Origin of the sequence: Microbacterium ginsengisoli (assembly GCF_000956535.1) — a bacterium.
In the GTDB taxonomy this organism is placed as follows: domain Bacteria; phylum Actinomycetota; class Actinomycetes; order Actinomycetales; family Microbacteriaceae; genus Microbacterium; species Microbacterium ginsengisoli.
This window is the reverse complement of sequence record NZ_JYIY01000077.1, coordinates 22,562-36,468: the sequence shown is the minus strand read 5'-3', so window position 1 is coordinate 36,468 and position 13,907 is coordinate 22,562. Positions and strand designations below refer to the sequence as shown.

Genomic DNA, 13,907 nt, shown 5'->3' with positions numbered 1-13,907 from the left:
GCCGCGAGGCTAGCCCGCCGCGCAGCTCCCGGCTAGATGCGCCAGCCGTACCGGCGCTGCAGCTCCGCGGCGACGCGGCGGAACGTGCGCGCGTCGAGCGCCGCGGCTTCGCGGCGCACCGCCGCATCCGGCACCCGGTACAGCTGATCGAGATCGAGCCACGACTCGCGCCGGGAGGCATCCCATGCACCGCTGCCGAGCGAGACGTACTCGCGGTCGCCGACGTGGGACTTGCTCGTCAGCTTCATCGCCCACGCATGAGCGCGTCCGGCGCGGCCGATGACGAGCACCGGCCGGTCCTTCCCCTGACGCGGGTTCTCCTGGAACGGCACCCAGGTCCACACGATCTCTCCCCCGTCGGCCGCGCCGCCGGGAGACGGCGAGTACGCGACGCGGATGCCGCGTGTCGTGCGTATGTCGACCTCTTCGGCGCGAGCGGGGCGTCCGGTGAGGGCGCGCACCAATCCGCGGAGCAGTGTCGAGAAGGCCACATCCTCACGCTAGCGGAGCGCGCCCGCCGGGGAACGCCGAAGGGCGCCGCGGCCGAAGCCGCGACGCCCTTCGGGACGATCGGTGAAGGTCACTCCGCGAGTGCGTAGCCCTCTTCACCGTGGACCGTGGTGTCGACACCGGCGATCTCGTCCTCGTTCTTGATGCGGAACCCGATCGTCTTCTCGATCGCGAAACCGACCACGAAGGCGACGACGAAGGAGAACACCAGCACCGTGGCTGCGGCGATCGCCTGCAGGATGAGCTGGTCCCAGCCACCGCCGAGGAACAGCCCCGTGCCCGTGGCGAAGAAGCCGAGGTACAGCGTTCCGATGATGCCGCCGACGAGGTGGACACCCACGACGTCGAGCGAGTCGTCGAAGCCGAGCTTCCACTTCAGCTCGATCGCAATCGCGCACACGCCACCGGCGATGAGGCCGAGCAGGAGCGCCCAGCCCGGGTCGAGGTTCGCGCACGAGGGGGTGATCGCGACGAGACCGGCGACGGCACCCGAGGCGGCGCCGACCGAGGTGGCCTTGCCGTCCTTGAGCTTCTCGACGATGATCCAGCCGAGCACGGCCGCAGCCGTGGCGCCGAGCGTGTTGATCACGATCAGACCGGTCGGTGAGCCGACGGCACCGATACCCGCGAGGATCGCGCCGTTCGCCGACGAGGTGCCCTCGGGCGAGACGAAGAAGGCCGAGGCGCCGGCGTTGAAGCCGAACCAGCCGAACCACAGGATGGCGGCGCCGAGCAGCACGAGCGGCACGTTGTGGGGCTTGGTGATGCCCTTCTTGAAGCCGACGCGCTTTCCGAGCACGAGTGCGAGCGCGAGCGCCGCGGCACCGGCGTTGATGTGCACCGCAGTACCACCGGCGTAGTCGATGACCTCAACGCCAGCGTCCTTGCCGAACAGCGTCGTGCCGAGGTTGAAGATCCAGCCGTTGGTGTTCCAGACCCAGCCGGCGACCGCGAAGTAGTCGATCGTCGCGAACAGGAACGCGAAGATCATCCACGAGCCGAACTTGGCGCGGTCGGCGATGGCGCCGGAGACGAGCGCGACCGTGATGATCGCGAACGTCGCGCCGTACGAGACGGCCGTCAGGTTGACCGATGCGGTCTCCGGGGTGTTGGCCATGGTGGTCAGGCCGAAGTCGCTGAAGGGGTTGCCGAGTACGCCAGGCCACCAGTCGGCGGTCTGCATGTTGAATCCGTAGAGGATCCAGAGCACGGCGATGAGGCCCATTGCTCCGAAGCTCATCATCATCATGCTGACGACGCTCTTGGCCTTGACGAGTCCTCCGTAGAAGAACGCAACGCCCGGCGTCATGAACAGCACTAGCGCCGTTGCGGCGATGTACCAGGCGAGACTTCCGTTGTCCATGAAATCCTCACTCATGTGTCGTGTTACAGGACCCTCGGCAGAACGCGCGGGAGAGCGTAGCGTCGGGTGCCGCCAGTCTCGCGAGAGCGGGTTTCGCCCGGTATGCGCCTCGTGTTTCCGGCAGGTAACAGTGCACAGGCCCGCGTTAACATCACGTTTCGGGAGTCGCAGAGATCTCGAGGCATGACCGTGAGGTTCCCGTGCAGCTGCGCGGGAGCGACCGGGAGTCGTCAGGAATGCGTCAAGGCGTTCAGGCGAGAGATGGCGCGCAGGTACTTCTTGCGGTACCCCCCGCCGAGCATGTCCTCGCCGAAGACCCGATCGAGGGCGACTCCGGTCGCACGGATGGGGACCTGCGCATCGTAGGCGCGATCGACGAATGCGACCAGTCGCAGGGCTGCGGACTGGTCCTCCAGCGTGACGACGTCGCGCAACCCGATGGTGGCGAGACCATCGATGAGGCGGATGTAGCGCGACGGGTGCACCCGGGCCAGGTGCGCGACGAGGTCCCCGAACGCGTCATCCGAGACGAGACCGGATGCCGCGGCATCCGCGATCGCCACCGTGTATGCCTCGTCGTCGAGCACGACCGCGTGGCCGTCGAGGGCGCGCTGGCGGAAGTCGACGCCGTCGATGCGCAGCGTCTCGAAGCTGGCAGACATCGCATTGATCTCGCGCAGGAAGTCCTGGGCGGCGAAACGGCCCTCGCCGAGCGCGTTCGGAGGCGTGTTGGATGTCGCGGCCAGCCTGGTTCCACCGGGAACCAGCTCGCCGAGGAGACGGGTCATCACCATCGTGTCGCCCGGGTCGTCGAGCTCGAACTCGTCGATGCACAGCAGGTCGGCGCCGCGGAAGAGCTCGACGGCCTTTTGATAGCCGAGTGCGCCGACGAGCGCCGTGTACTCGATGAACGAGCCGAAGTACTTACGGCGGGCGGGCATCGCATGGTAGATGGACGCGAGGAGGTGGGTCTTGCCCACGCCGAACCCGCCGTCGAGATACACCCCGGGTTTTGTGGGCTCGATCTTCGGCGCCTTCGAGAAGAGCCCCCGACGCACCGGTGCGGCCGCTCCGCCGCCGGAGAAGGCGATCAGCTTCTCCTTTGCCGCCTGCTGCGACGGATAGGCGTCATCGGCGCGATACGTCTCGAAGGTCGCTCCGTCGAACTGGGGCGGGGGGACGAGGGCGGCGACCATGTCCGCGCCGCTCACGTCAGGGGTTCGGTCGGTGAGGTGGATGACGCCCGTGGTCACGGCGGCTGCCATTCGTGCCCCTGTCATTTTTCGACGCAACAGATCCGCCCCCGCTGCACCGACGTAGGTTGGCGGGGACGCGAACAACCCTAACGCCGTCACCCACCCGTCATTTCCGAGGAGCAGCGATGTCCGTCGCACCCGACACCGACAGCCAGAAGTTCGCCGAGTATGCGCACAGCGACCGGCTGGTGAGCACCGCGTGGCTCGCCGAGCACCTCACCGACCCGGGCCTGGTGGTCGTCGAGTCCGACGAGGACGTCCTCCTCTACGAGACCGGCCATATTCCCGGCGCCGTCAAGGTCGACTGGCACACCGAGCTCAACGACCCGGTCGTGCGTGACTACGTCGACGGCGCGGGCTTCGCCGAGCTGCTCAGCCGCAAGGGCATCTCGCGTGACGACACCATCGTCATCTACGGCGACAAGAACAACTGGTGGGCCGCCTACGCACTGTGGGTGTTCTCGCTGTTCGGCCACGAGGACGTGCGCCTGCTCGACGGTGGCCGTGATCGCTGGATCGCCGAGGGCCGCGACATCACGACCGCGCCCGCCGAGCGCGCCGCGACGTCGTATCCCGTCATCGAGCGCGACGACTCCGTGCTGCGCGCGTACAAGGAGGACGTCCTCGTCCACCTCGGCAAGCCGCTCATCGACGTGCGGTCGCCGGAGGAGTACTCGGGCGAGCGCACGTCCGCCCCCGCCTACCCCGAAGAGGGCGCCCTGCGCGCCGGCCACATCCCCAGCGCGGCGAGTGTTCCGTGGGCCAAGGCCGTGGCCGCGGACGGCACCTTCAAGTCGCGCGCCGAGCTCGACGCCATCTACCGTGACGAGGCGGGACTCGGCGACGCCGATGAGGTCATCGCCTACTGCCGCATCGGTGAACGCTCGAGCCACACCTGGTTCGTGCTGAAGCACCTGCTCGGCATCGAGAACGTGCGCAACTACGACGGCTCCTGGACCGAGTGGGGCAGCGCCGTGCGGGTTCCCATCGTCACGGGTGCCGAGCCGGGCGCGGTCCCCCCGCGCGCCTGACGTTCTTCCTGCGTGCGAGGATGGGGGCGATGTCGGACTCTGACGCGCTCCCGCCCTCGCTCGCCGAGGCGCGCGACGCCTTCCTCGAGCTCACGGACCCCGAGCGCCTCCAGTTGCTCCTCGAGTACTCCGAGGAGCTCCCCGAGGTGCCTCCGGCCCTGCAGGGCCATCCCGAGATGTGCGAGCGTGTGGCGGAGTGCCAGTCCCCGGTCTATATCTTGATCGAGGTCGCCGACGGCATCGTGACGATGCACGCGATGGCTCCCGCCGAGGCGCCGACGACCCGCGGCTTCGCCAGCATCCTCGTGCAGGGGATCTCCGGTCTGACCGTCGCCGAGGTGCTCGCGATCCCCGATGACTACCCGCAGACCATCGGGCTCACGCGCGCGGTCTCGCCGCTGCGCATCGTCGGAATGTCAGGGATGCTCCGGCGCGCCAAGCGCCAGGTGCACGAGAAGTCGGGTGCACTGGCGGGATGACCCTGCTCGAACTCGAGCCGCGCACGCTCCGCGCGTTCGACACCCTCGCCCCCGGCACGCGTGAGGCACTGCGTCATGTCTATGCGCCCACGGCCGACCGCTTCGTGCGGCTCAACATGATCACGAGCCTCACAGGAGCGGCCGCCGGCGACGACGGCACGAGCGAGTCGCTCACGAACCGCGTCGACCGTCTCATTCTCGGCATCATCCGCGAGCTCGCCGACGTCGTCGTCGTCGGCGCGCAGAGCGTGCGGGCAGAGGGGTACATCGTGCCCCGCCGTGCGCGTCTGGCGATCGTCACGTCCAGCGGAGACCTCACCGGCCACCGCCTCGCTCTGGCCGAGGGTGCCGCGAGCGATCAGGTGATCGTGATCTGCCCCGCCGATCGCGCCGATGCGATCCGCTCGCATCCGGATGCCGCGGGCATCACTGTGCTGCCGGTGCCCGGAACCGCACCGCTGTCCCCGCGGGACGTCCTCACGGTCCTGGCGGAGGAGGGCCATCGCCGCGTTGTCTGCGAGGGTGGACCGTCGCTCGCGAGCCAGTTCGCGGCGGCCGGAGTGATCGACGAGTACTGCCTCACGGTCGCGCCCGTGCTCGAACCCGTCAGTTCGCCCTTCCTGCGGCTGGCGCGCGATCAGCGCGTCGCCACGCGGGTCGTCGGCCACCTGGTCGACGAGACGGGGTTCACGTATCTGCGCCTGCGTCCCGCGGGATGAGCGCGTGCGCGTCGAGCCACGATTCGATCGCCCGGCTCCAGCGCTCCTGGTCGTAGTTCCAGAGCTTCGTGTGGCGGGCGACGGCGAAGACCTGCAGGTCGACCAGGTCGGGACGGGCCTCGGCGAGCTGGTGCGACGCCTCCGAGGGAACGAACCCGTCGTCGTCGCTGTGAAGGATCAGAATCGGATGCCGCAGCTCCTCCGCTCGCGCCACGACGTCGAGGCGGTCGAACGGGATCGGCGCTCCACTGCGGGTCAGGGCGGCACCCCACTCCGACTGCAGCGCGGTGAGCGCGAGCTCGGTGACCGGCTCCGGCAGCCCCATCTCCCGACCCTGATACCGCAGCACGATCCTCCAGTCGACCACCGGTGACTCCAGGATCACGCCCACGATGCGATCACGGTGCGCCGAACTGAGCTCGAGCTGGAGAGCGATCGCGCCGCCCATCGACCACCCCATGAGGATGATGCGCTCCGCCCCGTGGCGGCGGGCGTAGCCGACCGCGGCGTCGACGTCGCGCCACTCCGTCGCGCCGAGCATGTACGTGCCCGTGCGGCTGCGCGGTGCCTCGCCGTCATTGCGGTACGACGTCACCATCGTCGTGATGCCCAGGCTGTGCAGCAGTGGGACCGCGCGCAGGCACTCCGCCCGCGCGGCGCCGCGGCCATGGATCTGGATGCACCAGACGTCGCTGCCGCCGTCGGCGGGGAAGATCCACGCCGGGCACGGCCCCACGGCGGAGCCGATGAGTGTCGACCGGTAGGGCAGATGCAACTGCTCGGGACGGTCGTAGTACCACCCGCTGAACGCGGCGGGGTCGGCGAGCTGTGTGCCCGTCGGCACCTCGGTGAGAAGCTTGCGCTTGACCGTGCCGGCATCCGCCTGCAGGACCGAGCCGAGCTTGAGGTACTCCTCGGCACCCGTCGTGAACAGACCGTATCGTCCGGGCAGTTCCGTGTCGGGCGTGCGCGTCAGGGTGATCGTCTGGGCGGCCGGGTCGAGCGCGACGATGGTCGTGTCGGGGCGCCGGCGCGAGGGCGTCACCACGAGTCGCGCGATGCGTCCGGCCACTCCGGCGATAGCCGCGAGCGAGAGTCCGAGCAGCACGCCGAGCGCGACGATGAGGGTGCGCAGACCGAGAGAGACCGCAGGTGAGGCGCCGCGCGACGCGGCGCGCCTTGAGCTTGCCATCGAGGCTTCATTCTAGTCTGTCGTCGTGGTCGACCAGGCTCCCGCGGCATCCGCGTCGTTCGCCGCCGCGCTTGCCCAGCTGCATGCCGCGGACCTTCGCGACGACCTCGTGACCCGCGAGCTGCCCGCCCCGACGGGACTCGCCCCCGAGGCGTTCGCCCTCGCAGGCGACATCCGTCCCGAGCCCGGTGCGCTCGACTCCGTCTACGGCACGGGTCGGTTCGTGCTGCTGCACGACCGGGAGGAGCCCGACGCGTGGGGCGGTGCATGGCGCATCGTCTGCTATGCGCAGGCGCCGCTCGAGGTCGACATCGGCGTCGATCCGATGGTCGCCGAGGTGGCCTGGGCGTGGTTGCTCGACGCGCTCGACGAGAACGGCGCGGCCTATCACTCCCCCTCCGGCACGGTCACCAAAACCGTCTCGCAGGGCTTCGGCTCGTTGGCCGCCGAAGGCTCCGGCTCGCAGCTGGAGCTGCGGGCGTCGTGGACGCCCGACGGCCCGTTCGACGCGCACGTGCGTGCCTGGGCCGAGGTCGTCTGCATGCTCGCCGGTCTCCCGCCGGGCTCTGAACAGGCCCCCGTGCTGAATCCCCGAGGACGTGCCCGTGCCTGACTACGACGTGATCTCGACGACCGAGGGACTGGATGCCGCGGCCGCCGTGCTCGCGGCGGGAACCGGTCCGATCGCTGTGGACGTCGAGCGGGCCTCCGGGTTCCGCTACAGCCAGCGCGCCTACCTCGTGCAGGTCTTCCGACGGGACGCCGGTGTCTTCCTGTTCGACCCGCCGGCACTGCCCGATGCCTCCGTGCTGCAGGCGGCTCTCGATGACGAGTGGGTGCTGCACGCGGCGAGCCAGGACCTCCCGTCGCTGCGCGAGTGGGGCCTCGTGCCGCAGCGCATCTTCGACACCGAGCTCGCGGCCCGGCTCCTCGGTCACGAACGCGTGGGGCTCGGTGCGATCGTCGAGGAGACCCTCGGGATCACGCTCGCGAAGGCGCATTCGGCCGATGACTGGTCGACGCGTCCGCTGCCGCAGTCGTGGCTGGAGTATGCGGCGCTCGATGTGCTGCATCTCGTCGACGTGCGCGACATCCTCGTCGACGAGCTCGCTGCGCAGGGGAAGACCGAGCTCGCGGCCGAGGAGTTCGACGCCGTGCTGCACCGTGAGCCGAAGCCCGTCCGCGCCGACCCGTGGCGCCGACTGAGCGGACTCCACACCCTGCGCGGGCGCCGCAACCTCGCGATCGCCCGCGCCCTGTGGATCGCGCGTGAGGAATACGCGCAGCAACAGGATGTCTCCCCCGGCCGGCTCGTGCCCGATCGCTCACTCGTCGCGGCCATTCAGGCGAACCCCGCGACCAAACGTGCCCTCGCCGAGGTGAAGGAGTTCACCGGCCGGGCCAGCCGCACCCAGCTCGACCGCTGGTGGGATGCGATCGAGCGGGGTCGCGCGGATACCGACCTTCCCCCCGACCGCATTCCGGGCGACACGCTGCCGCCGCCGCGCGCGTGGGCCGACCGCGCCCCCGAGGCGGACGCGCGGCTGAAGGCGGCGCGCCCGGTCATCGAGGAGCGTGCGTCGAGTCTCGGAATGCCGACGGAGAACCTGCTGACGCCCGAGCTGCTGCGCCGCCTGGCGTGGGAGCCGCCGGTTCCCGCCGACGCGGACCACATCGCGGCCGCCCTCGCGGCGGGTGGGGCACGCCGCTGGCAGATTGCGCAAACCGCACAGCTGATCGCCGAAGCCTTTGTCGTTTCCGCGCAAAACCCGGCGGAGCCCGCCGAACCGGCATCGTAGGTTCGAACCAACCGATTTCGTGAGACGCAGTTCCACCTTAGGCTGGACTCGATCCCAGACTTTGGAGGCAGAGTGGCCGAGAATTCGGACGTCTATTTCATCGACGGCATGCGTACCCCGTTCGGGCGCGCGGGTGAAAAAGGGCAGTACTGGAACACCCGGGCTGACGACCTCGTCGTCAAGACGATCATCGGCGTGATGGGGCGCAACCCCGACGTCCCCGCCGACCGGATCGATGACGTCGCCATCGCCGCGACATCGCAGACGGGTGACCAGGGCCTCACCCTCGGGCGCTCCGCCGCGATCCTCGCCGGTCTCCCCCAGAGCGTGCCCGGATTCGCGATCGACCGCATGTGCGCGGGCGCGATGACGAGCGTCACCACCATGGCCGGCTCGATCGGCTTCGGCATGTATGACCTCGCCCTCGCGGGCGGCGTCGAGCACATGGGCCGTCACCCCATCGGAGCGAACTCCGACCCCAACCCGCGATTCGTCGCCGAGCGGCTGGTCGACCCGGGCGCCCTCAACATGGGTGTGACCGCCGAGCGCATCTTCGACCGCTTCCCGCACCTGACCAAGGAGCGCAGCGACCGCTACGGCATGCTCAGCCAGCACAAGGCGCAGGCCGCCTACGACGCCGGCAAGATCCAGCCCGACCTCGTGTCCGTCGCCACGAAGGACGCCGAGGGCGCCTGGGGCATCGCGACCGAGGACGAGGGTCGTCGCCCGCAGACGACGATGGCCGACCTCGCCGGTCTGAAGACGCCCTTCCGTCCGCACGGACGAGTGACCGCCGGCACCTCGTCCCCGCTCACCGACGGCGCGACGATGAGTCTCCTCGCGGGAGGCCACGCCGTGCGCGAGCTGGGCCTGCGCCCGAAGATGAAGCTCGTCTCGTTCGCGTTCGCGGGCGTGCAGCCGGAGATCATGGGCATCGGGCCCATTCCGTCGACCGAGAAGGCGCTCGCGAAGGCGGGTCTGTCGATCACTGACATCGGACTGTTCGAGCTCAACGAGGCGTTCGCGATCCAGGTGATCTCGCTCCTCGACCACTTCGGCATCGCCGACGACGACCCGCGCGTGAACCAGTGGGGCGGGGCGATCGCGCTCGGACACCCCCTCGCGGCATCCGGTGTGCGTCTGATGATCCAGCTCGCCGCGCAGTTCGCGGAGCGCCCCGACGTGCGCTACGGCCTCACCGCCATGTGCGTCGGCCTCGGCCAGGGCGGATCGGTCATCTGGGAGAACCCGTACTACGACGGCAAGAAGAAGTGAGCACCGCGATGACCCGCTACGACCAGATCGACTTCTCCGCGCTCGAGAACCTCGTCCCCGACGAGGTCGTCACCCGCTCCCTCGTGCGCGACGTGCGGCTTTCCTCCGGGAAGGTGCTCGCCCTCGTCACGCTCAACAACGGACGCGACCACACCCGGCCCAACACGTTCGGGCCGAAGACCATCCTCGAGCTCATCCGCACGCTCGACGCACTCGCACAGCGTGCGAAGTCGGGTGAGATCCAGGCCGTGGGAGTCACCGGCAAGCAGTACATCCTCGCCGCCGGGGCTGACCTGAGCGACGTCGCCAAGGTGCCGTCGAAGGAGATCGCGAAGCTCATCGCCCAGGGCGGTCACTTCGCCTTCTCGAAGCTCGGCGACCTCGGCGTGCCGTCGTTCGCGTTCGTGAACGGCCTCGCGCTCGGCGGCGGACTCGAGATCGCGCTGCAGTCGACGTATCGCACGGTGGATGCCTCGGCCGCGGCGATCGCGCTGCCCGAGGTGTTCCTGGGGCTCATCCCCGGCTGGGGCGGCGCGTACCTGCTGCCGAACCTCATCGGCATCGAGAACGCCCTCGAGGTCGTGATCTCCAACCCGCTCAAGCAGAACCGGATGCTCAAGCCCCAGCAGGCGTTCGAGCTCGGCATCGTCGACACGATCTTCGAGCCGGCCAACTTCCTCGAGGAGTCGCTGGCGTGGGCCGACGGTGTGCTGTCGGGAGCGATCAAAGTCGAGCGCAAGAACGAGCCCGGCAAGATCGAACGCCTCACCAAGTGGCCGATCGCGATCAAGATCGCCCGCGGGATGCTCGAGAGCCGCATCGGCACTGTCCCCCGCGCGCCCTACCTCGCACTCGAGCTCCTCGACAAGGCCAAGAGCGGCACCAAGTGGGAGGGCTTCGAGCGCGAGGACGAGGCGCTCTCCGAACTGATCGTGGGCGATCAGTTCGCGGCATCCATGTATGCCTTCGACCTCGTGCAGAAGCGCGCGAAGCGCCCCGTCGGCGCCCCCGACAAGGCCCTCGCGAAGAAGGTCTCGAAGGTCGGCGTCATCGGCGCCGGGCTCATGGCCAGCCAGTTCGCACTGCTGTTCCTGCGCAAGCTCCGGGTGCCGGTGGTCATCACCGACATCGACCAGGCACGCGTCGACAAGGGCCTTGCCTACATCCGTGACGAGATCGGCAAGCTCGAGGCGAAGGGCCGGCTCGACGCCGACACGGCCAACCAGCTGCGCGCGCTCGTGCACGGGACGACCGACAAGAGCGAATACGCCGACTGCGACTTCGTCATCGAGGCGGTGTTCGAGGAGGTGGGCGTCAAGCAGCAGGTCTTCGCCGACATCGAGCAGCACATCGCGGAAGACGCGATCCTCGCCACGAACACATCGTCGCTCTCAGTCGAGGAGATCGGCGCAAAGCTCGCCCACCCCGAACGCCTCGTCGGCTTCCACTTCTTCAACCCCGTGGCACTCATGCCGCTGCTGGAGATCGTGAAGACCCCGCACACGAACGAGCAGAGCCTGTCCACCGCGTTCGTCGTCGCGAAGGCGATCGGCAAGAACGCGATCCTCAGCAAGGATGCCCCGGGCTTCATCGTCAACCGGCTGCTCGCCAAGCTCCTCGGCGAGGCCGCCCGCGCGATCTACGAAGGAACGCCGCTGACGACGGTCGACAAGGCCTATGCGCCGCTCGGGCTGCCGATGACGCCGTTCCAGCTGATCGACCTCGTCGGCTGGAAGGTCGCCGCTCACGTGCAGGACACGATGGCGGGGGCCTTCCCGGACCGGTTCTTCGCGTCGGAGAACTTCCACGAGCTCGCGAACCTCGACCAGGTCGTCGAGAAGGACAAGAACGGTCGGGTCACCGGCTGGACCAAGCCCGCGCAGAAGCTCGTCGACCAGGTCGCGGGGAAGACGCCGGCGAGCGAGGCGGAGATCCTCCGTCGCGTCGAGGACGGACTCGCGACCGAGATCAAGATCATGCTCGACGAGGGCGTGGTGCCCGAAGTGCAGGACATCGACCTCGCGCTCATCTTCGGCGCCGGGTGGCCGTTCATCGACGGCGGCGCCTCGCCGTACCTCGACCGCTCGGGCGCTGCCGAGCGCGCGTTCGGCGACACGTTCCATCACCCGCCCATCCGCGGGATCGGCGCGTAGGGATCGCACGAAGGAGGGGCCCGTCCGTGCGGACGGGCCCCTCCTTCGTGCGATCGGCCGTCGCGTACGGCTCAGTCGTCCGCGCGTCGGCCGGCGTCCTCGGGGGCGGCATCGGCGGCGGTCCACTCCCCCGCGTCCTCCGAGGCGCGAGCCTTCGGCACCCGTGTGCCGAGCACCTGCGCGACGACGTCGTGGGCGATCTTCGGGGCGACGAGACCGGCGTCCTCGAGGATCTGCTCGCGGCTCGCGTGCGAGATGAACTCGTCCGGAACGCCGAGTTCATCGACGGCCGTGTCGATGCCGGCCTCCCGCAGCACCTGACGGATGCGGGTGCCGACGCCGCCGACACGGATGCCGTCCTCGATCGTGATGACGATGCGGTGCTGCGCGGCGAGCTGGACGACCGACGGCGCAACCGGCACCGCCCAGCGGGGGTCGATGACGGTCGCGCCGATGCCCTGCGAGTGCAGGCGGTGGGCCACGTCGACGGCCACCTGCGCCATCGGCCCGATGCCGACGATGAGCACGTCCTGCTGGTCGTTGCGCGCGAGCACGTCGGTGCCGTCGGACAGCCGCTCGATCGCGGGAAGCTCGTCCCCCACGTTGCCACGGGGGAACCGCACGACCGTCGGTGCGTCCTCGACGGCCACTGCCTCGTGCAGCAGCTCGCGCAGGCGGGCCGCATCGCGTGGCGCCGCAATGCGGATTCCCGGCACGATCTGCAGCATCGCGAGATCCCAGATGCCGTGATGGCTGGGGCCGTCGGGTCCGGTGACGCCGGCCCGATCGAGCACGAAGGTCACGCCCGCACGGTGGAGGGCAACATCCATCATCACCTGGTCGAAGGCGCGGTTCATGAACGTCGCGTAGATGGCCACGACGGGGTGCAGGCCGCCATAGGCGAGGCCGGCCGCCGACGCGACCGCGTGCTGCTCGGCGATGCCCACGTCGTACACCCGGCCGGGGAACCGGTCGGCGAAGGGCTTCAGGCCCGTGGGCCGCAGCATCGCGGCCGTGACCGCGATCACGTCGGGACGCTGCTCCCCGACAGTCACCAGTTCGTCGGCGAACACGCTGGTCCAGGCCGTTCCCCCGCCCGAGCCGAGCGTCTCCCCCGTCGCGGGGTCGATCTTGCCGACCGCGTGGAACTGATCCGCCTCGTCCTCGAGCGCCGGAGCGTATCCGCGGCCCTTCTCGGTGATCACATGGACGATCACGGGCGCCTGGTAGCGCTTCGCGAGTTCGAGCGTCTCGAGGAGGGTCGGGATGTCGTGGCCGTCGATCGGCCCGAAGTACTTGATGTCGAGGTTCGAGTACAGCGATTCGTTGTTCACGAAACGGGAGAGGAAGCCGTGCGTTCCGCCCCGCACACCGCGGTAGACGGCTCTCGCCCACGGGCCGAGGGCCCGGAACAGCGAGTCCGACGACGTACGCAGCGTGCGATAGGCGCCCGCCGCCCGCACGCGGTTCAGGTATCGGGCCATGCCGCCGATCGTCGGAGCGTAGGAGCGACCGTTGTCGTTGACGATGATGACGAGGTTGCGATCGTTGTCGTCGGAGATGTTGTTGAGCGCCTCCCACGTCATCCCGCCGGTCAGCGAGCCGTCGCCGACGACGGCGACCACGTGATGATCGCGTCGACCGGTGCGGCTGAGCGCACGCGAGATGCCGTCCGCCCAGCTGAGCGAGGACGACGCGTGGGACGACTCGACGACGTCGTGGGGGCTCTCGGAGCGCTGCGGATAGCCGGCGAGGCCGTCGCGCGAGCGGAGACCGGAGAAGTCCTGACGACCCGTCAGGATCTTGTGCACGTAGGACTGGTGCCCGGTGTCGAAGATGAACGGGTCATCGGGCGAGCGGAACACCCGGTGCATGGCGATCGTCAGCTCGACCACGCCGAGGTTCGGGCCGAGGTGACCGCCCGTGCGGGCGACGTTCTCGATGAGGAACGTGCGGATCTCCGACGCGAGTTCCGTGAGCTGTTCGGGCGAGAGTCGATCGAGGTCGCGGGGACCGGTGATCGTCGGAAGGAGTGCCATTCCGTCCTCTCGTTCGGGCGACGCGGACAGCGCCGATCGGTTCAGTGTATCCGCGTGCACAGGCCCGACAGGGGGCTTGACGCGCACCGGC

12 protein-coding genes are annotated in these 13,907 nt (G+C 69.2%); 7 read left to right on the top strand and 5 right to left on the bottom strand.

Going from position 1 to position 13,907, the window contains the following annotated elements:
• Positions 1-32: 32 nt before the first annotated feature.
• From RR49_RS10565 to zapE, 3 genes are all read right to left on the bottom strand, one after another.
• Positions 33-491 carry a type II toxin-antitoxin system PemK/MazF family toxin gene (locus tag RR49_RS10565; protein WP_048808930.1) on the bottom strand — a complete coding sequence of 153 codons (459 nt, stop codon included), beginning with the start codon at positions 489-491 and terminating at the stop codon, positions 33-35.
• 89 nt (positions 492-580) lie between these two features.
• Positions 581-1,873, bottom strand: a complete 1,293-nt coding sequence (locus RR49_RS10560; protein WP_045248054.1) for an ammonium transporter — start codon at positions 1,871-1,873, stop codon at positions 581-583.
• A 230-nt stretch (positions 1,874-2,103) separates the two neighbouring features.
• On the bottom strand, positions 2,104-3,138 hold the full coding sequence (gene zapE, locus RR49_RS10555) for a cell division protein ZapE (RefSeq protein WP_045248053.1): 1,035 nt from the start codon (positions 3,136-3,138) through the stop codon (positions 2,104-2,106).
• Between the two features lie 116 nt (positions 3,139-3,254).
• On the opposite strand from zapE, the gene RR49_RS10550 reads away from it, so the two are divergent.
• From RR49_RS10550 to RR49_RS10540, 3 genes are read left to right on the top strand one after another with little or no spacing between them, the layout of a single operon-like run.
• Positions 3,255-4,160, top strand: coding sequence for a sulfurtransferase (locus tag RR49_RS10550; protein WP_045248052.1), 906 nt, complete (start codon positions 3,255-3,257; stop codon positions 4,158-4,160).
• A gap of 29 nt (positions 4,161-4,189) precedes the next feature.
• On the top strand, positions 4,190-4,639 hold the full coding sequence (locus RR49_RS10545) for a SufE family protein (RefSeq protein ID WP_045248051.1): 450 nt from the start codon (positions 4,190-4,192) through the stop codon (positions 4,637-4,639).
• On the top strand, positions 4,636-5,358 hold the full coding sequence (locus RR49_RS10540) for a dihydrofolate reductase family protein (RefSeq protein ID WP_048808929.1): 723 nt from the start codon (positions 4,636-4,638) through the stop codon (positions 5,356-5,358). Before RR49_RS10545 ends, RR49_RS10540 begins: the two co-directional genes overlap by 4 nt.
• Here the strand turns inward: RR49_RS10540 and RR49_RS10535 are convergent.
• Positions 5,327-6,550 (bottom strand): alpha/beta hydrolase family protein, encoded by a 1,224-nt coding sequence (locus tag RR49_RS10535; protein ID WP_045248050.1) that lies wholly within the window; start codon positions 6,548-6,550, stop codon positions 5,327-5,329. The genes RR49_RS10540 and RR49_RS10535 overlap by 32 nt on opposite strands.
• A 25-nt stretch (positions 6,551-6,575) precedes the next feature.
• Here RR49_RS10535 and RR49_RS10530 point away from each other — a divergent pair, with 25 nt between their 5' ends.
• The 4 genes from RR49_RS10530 (at position 6,576) to RR49_RS10515 (ending at position 11,777) form a co-directional block, all read left to right on the top strand.
• The gene (locus tag RR49_RS10530; RefSeq protein WP_045248049.1) at positions 6,576-7,163 is read left to right on the top strand and encodes a DUF3000 family protein; all 588 of its coding nucleotides are present in this window, start codon (positions 6,576-6,578) and stop codon (positions 7,161-7,163) included.
• On the top strand, positions 7,156-8,349 hold the full coding sequence (locus RR49_RS10525) for a ribonuclease D (protein ID WP_045248173.1): 1,194 nt from the start codon (positions 7,156-7,158) through the stop codon (positions 8,347-8,349). Before RR49_RS10530 ends, RR49_RS10525 begins: the two co-directional genes overlap by 8 nt.
• Positions 8,350-8,421: 72 nt before the next feature.
• Complete coding sequence (locus RR49_RS10520) at positions 8,422-9,624, top strand: thiolase family protein (protein ID WP_045248048.1); 1,203 nt, start codon at positions 8,422-8,424, stop codon at positions 9,622-9,624.
• An 8-nt stretch (positions 9,625-9,632) separates the two neighbouring features.
• Entirely contained in the window at positions 9,633-11,777 is a 2,145-nt protein-coding gene (locus RR49_RS10515) for a 3-hydroxyacyl-CoA dehydrogenase NAD-binding domain-containing protein (protein WP_045248172.1), read from the top strand.
• A gap of 71 nt (positions 11,778-11,848) precedes the next feature.
• Here RR49_RS10515 and dxs read toward each other — a convergent pair whose 3' ends face one another.
• A complete protein-coding gene (dxs, locus tag RR49_RS10510) occupies positions 11,849-13,816 on the bottom strand; it encodes a 1-deoxy-D-xylulose-5-phosphate synthase (protein WP_045248047.1) in 1,968 nt (655 codons plus the stop codon).
• Positions 13,817-13,907: the final 91 nt, after the last annotated feature.

Excerpts from the sequence above, each read along its gene's own strand:
- RR49_RS10560 (WP_045248054.1), bottom strand. The coding sequence starts at position 1,873 with ATGGACAACGGAAGTCTCGCCTGGTACATCGCCGCAACGGCGCTAGTG.
- zapE (WP_045248053.1), bottom strand. The coding sequence starts at position 3,138 with ATGGCAGCCGCCGTGACCACGGGCGTCATCCACCTCACCGACCGAACC.
- RR49_RS10550 (WP_045248052.1), top strand. The coding sequence starts at position 3,255 with ATGTCCGTCGCACCCGACACCGACAGCCAGAAGTTCGCCGAGTATGCG.
- RR49_RS10545 (WP_045248051.1), top strand. The coding sequence starts at position 4,190 with ATGTCGGACTCTGACGCGCTCCCGCCCTCGCTCGCCGAGGCGCGCGAC.
- RR49_RS10540 (WP_048808929.1), top strand. The coding sequence starts at position 4,636 with ATGACCCTGCTCGAACTCGAGCCGCGCACGCTCCGCGCGTTCGACACC.
- RR49_RS10535 (WP_045248050.1), bottom strand. The coding sequence starts at position 6,550 with ATGGCAAGCTCAAGGCGCGCCGCGTCGCGCGGCGCCTCACCTGCGGTC.
- RR49_RS10515 (WP_045248172.1), top strand. The coding sequence starts at position 9,633 with ATGACCCGCTACGACCAGATCGACTTCTCCGCGCTCGAGAACCTCGTC.
- dxs (WP_045248047.1), bottom strand. The coding sequence starts at position 13,816 with ATGGCACTCCTTCCGACGATCACCGGTCCCCGCGACCTCGATCGACTC.